General features: G+C 40.2%; 3 protein-coding genes. All 3 read left to right on the top strand.

Annotated features, from left to right (window positions below; translation table 11 throughout):
- The first annotated feature begins 29 nt into the window (after window positions 1-29).
- Genes HMPREF3168_RS05120 through HMPREF3168_RS05110 form a run of 3 tightly spaced genes read left to right on the top strand, consistent with a single transcriptional unit; the run spans window position 30 to window position 3428 of the window.
- On the top strand, window positions 30-1232 hold the full coding sequence (locus HMPREF3168_RS05120; RefSeq protein ID WP_070488823.1) for an MFS transporter: 1203 nt from the start codon (window positions 30-32) through the stop codon (window positions 1230-1232).
- Window positions 1233-1251: 19 nt separating this feature from the next.
- Window positions 1252-2319: a hypothetical protein gene (locus tag HMPREF3168_RS05115; RefSeq protein ID WP_070488819.1), complete on the top strand. Its 1068-nt coding sequence runs from the start codon at window positions 1252-1254 to the stop codon at window positions 2317-2319.
- 14 nt (window positions 2320-2333) lie between these two features.
- Entirely contained in the window at window positions 2334-3428 is a 1095-nt protein-coding gene (locus HMPREF3168_RS05110; RefSeq protein ID WP_246825684.1) for an ATP-grasp domain-containing protein, read from the top strand.
- Window positions 3429-3442: the final 14 nt, after the last annotated feature.

Below are 3442 nucleotides of genomic sequence, written 5' to 3'. Positions count from 1 at the left end.
TTACACAAGTTTTTATACTGAACCGAAAAATGAAATTAAATGAAAGAGAGCTAGCTAATACCGTCAAGCTTGTAACAAGCAATAGTATTTCCAAGCTTGGAGACATCTTGTTCGATTATGTTAATTCTGTCTGGCTATCGAAGCTGGGGAACGGCAGTTTTTGGATGGCAGTGTATCAGAGCAGTGAAACGATCGTCAGTGTTTTCGTCAACTTTATAGGCGGAATCTTGTCTGATACGAAGCAGCGGAAGAGCATTATCTGGATTTGCGATATTATTGCCGGTCTCTTGTGTATTGCGCTAGCAGTGTTTGTTCCTTCTATTTGGTTGTTATACGCAATTATTGCGGTCAATATTGCTTTATCGGTTCTGTCTTCGATCAGAGATCCAGCCTATAAGGCGGTCTTTGGTGAAATTGTCCGCAAAGAACAGATTGGCCGGGTCAATTCTTTGCTTGAAAGCTGCAAGCAAACTATCAAGGTTGCTGGCCCAGTGCTTGCCATGGTGATCGCTAAATTTTTTGGCAGTAAGATGGCTTTGCTGCTGGACGGACTTACTTTTATTATTTCTGGTTTGTTGATCAGACAGCTGGATATTTTGTTTGAAACAGAGCCGCCGGTAGCTAAGCAAAGCAATTTTAGCAAGATCAAGGATGCATTTAAGTATCTGCTGGCCGAAAAAAATATTTTGATCGTAATTGTTTTTGCCAGCGTAATCAACTTTATTTTGGCAGGTTACGAATTGATTCTTCCTTTTGCCAGTTTTGCTTTTAGCAAGAATGCTTATGCTTTCTTTTTAACGGCTGAATCAGTTGGTGGCTTGCTGGGAGCAGTGGCTTCAAATTTGATTCGGAAGGAATTATCCAGCAAGTATCTGTTCTGGATTATTGCTGTGGCTGGACTGCCGCTGGCGGTGATGAGTTTGCTGTATCAAGTTAGTCATTGGCTTTTTGGGCCGATAATCTGTATTACCCTGTTTAATTTCTGCGTTTCGGTTTTTAACATTCAGTTTATGACTTACATTCAGACTAACGCGGATATGACTTACATTGGCCGGGTATTCAGTATTGTCTTTACGGCGGCAATCATTTTCGTGCCGCTCGGTTCCTTTTTCTTCCAATTTGTCATGGACGTAAAGGACAGCGTGGATTATTTGTGGCTGGGGGGATTGCTGACGTTTGTAGCAGGCCTTGCCAGTGTAATTTACTCGCTGAATCAGCGGCGGGCAGAATAGAGTTAGGGTGTTACTGCAGATGAGTACCTATAAGAAATTTGTTCAGGTGTTGCGGAAAAAATGGCAGGTTGAAGAATTACCTGAAAGTCCGCTTTTACGGCCTGATGATGGATACTTCACTTTCTCACCTTTCCAAGATACAGAAGGAAATTTCGACAGTTTAAAAAGTACGTCTAGCATCTTTGTAAAATATCAGCCAACAATCAGAAAACTGAACGCGCTAGATTTGACGAACCCTTTAAATCTGAATTATCAGACGACGTATGCTGTACAAAAATATCAACGATCCAATCAAATCGATTTGATTAAGCAGCTAATTGAAGTCAGCCGTGAAAAGCTATTCCCACAAATTGCTGCTTCTGAAGTAGAAATTACCTACCCAGACATTTTGCATGATTACTTTGCACAACGAAAATTTGAATTTAAGCTCAATGAAGTTGAAACAACTGATAGATATCTCTGCAAGTTGGATATACCAGGAAAGCACTATTACATTAAAGTACGAATGAAGTTTAAGACTGGGTCAATCAATGTTGTTGATTTTGTATTGGTCGATTATGACTCAAGTGACTTTTCTTCACAACTTGATTCTATTTGGGTAGAAAACTTGATAGATTTGTTGACCGAAAATAAACGTTTCATCTTTGATGAGGCTAAATATCAAGCAGAGAAAGCTGTAGTTGCTAAGTATACGAATGAACCTAGAGACCAACATGTGATTATTAATGATGTTCGCACCGTGCTAAAAGTCATGTCTCTAGGGATTCTTCTAGCAGCCAAAGGAATTAATAGCGAAGTAAAGCGGAAGATACGCCATCTCTATTTTTACTACGTCTATTATGTCAACAATGACGTTGATGAGCTAGTATCAGTAGTTGAGCAGATCGGAAAAGCTGAAAAATATTCTGCTGATATTTTGGCGATTTTTACTGATAATCTGCGGGCAACACAAAAAAATTACCGGACAGCAGTAAAAACTGTTGAGAAAAAGAACTTAACTAGAGAAGTAGCACAGAGCTCCTTAGGATTGCCAGATGAGTATTATGGTGACTTTTTACAAAACTGGCACAGCGAATACGATTTTTAGGAGGTGAGCCAGCAATGAAATACTTTATTTGGGCCTACAATCCCAAGGTAGTCGGCATTCGTCCTAGTCAGGGAATTTCCTTCGTTGTTCCAGAAACTAAAACAGAAGCCTATTTAGAATTGGAAATCAATCAGATTATTACTGTCAAAGGGATCGATTTTCAGACCGTCTATCCAATTTTTAAACAAAAGCAGGCTGAAGGAGAAAAAATTGAGGATATCTTTACCCTTCAAGAAGAAATCATGGACTGGGTGGGAGTGCTAAAGGCAATCTTTGTTCCTGGAAAAACAGGCGTGAGCGATGTCTTGTTCAAGGATAAGTACTATATGCGGTCGGTTTTAAAGCAGGAAGTAACCGAGCCGGATTTTTATGAATTAACGGAAAATTCTACTGTTGAAAGCATTCACGAAGGAATGGTCAAGCCAAGACGCGCGGACTCAACCAAAGGTATCAGTTATTTTAAAGCGCCTCTGCCGTTGTCTTCTTTAAAGAATCAAAGTGGTTATCTGAGCGATAAAGATTTATTGGTAGAAAGTTTCGTTCATTATGACCGGATGTTTACTGTTGACGGCTACACTGATTTTCAGGGTCATTCCCGTTTCTTTAGCCATGAGTACAATAATAAGCTGAGCGATTTTAAAAAGACTGGTTATTTTACCCTCCATACCAGTTCACTTTACTATCAAGATCAGCAGCTGCTACAAAAGTTGTTTGCCTTAAGCCAGAAGGCACTTCAAGCATTGAATGTTGAAAGGGACATTACTCCTTTTCACTTTGAATGGTTTTATTCTGACAAAGACCAGAGCTTTGTCTTTACCGAGGTTGGCAAGCGTTTTGGCGGAGCGAAGATTCCAAAATTGGTTAAGCAGTCCTTTGGCGTCGATCTTCTGGAAGAATATTGGAAAATGCAAGAAAGGCGTGCAGAAGAGATTGATTGGGAGCAGCCTCTTTCACCGCGAGTCTGCTCAAGCTCTTATGTTCAGCTGACCAATGGAAAGACGATGATGGAAAGTTTAGAGGAAAAAATCCCAGACCTTTTCACTTACGAGCAAAACCATCCTGTAGGCGTGCAGTCGCAAGCAGCTGAATCTATTGGGCAATGTCATTAAGTTAAGACATTGAC

Origin of the sequence: Lactobacillus sp. HMSC08B12 (assembly GCF_001808415.1) — a bacterium.
In the GTDB taxonomy this organism is placed as follows: domain Bacteria; phylum Bacillota; class Bacilli; order Lactobacillales; family Lactobacillaceae; genus Lactobacillus; species Lactobacillus delbrueckii.
This window is presented reverse-complemented; position numbering and strand designations above follow the sequence as displayed.

Bases quoted from the DNA above. Each gene is read 5' to 3' on its own strand.
- HMPREF3168_RS05120 (WP_070488823.1), top strand. From the start codon at position 30: ATGAAATTAAATGAAAGAGAGCTAGCTAATACCGTCAAGCTTGTAACA.
- HMPREF3168_RS05115 (WP_070488819.1), top strand. From the start codon at position 1,252: ATGAGTACCTATAAGAAATTTGTTCAGGTGTTGCGGAAAAAATGGCAG.
- HMPREF3168_RS05110 (WP_246825684.1), top strand. From the start codon at position 2,334: ATGAAATACTTTATTTGGGCCTACAATCCCAAGGTAGTCGGCATTCGT.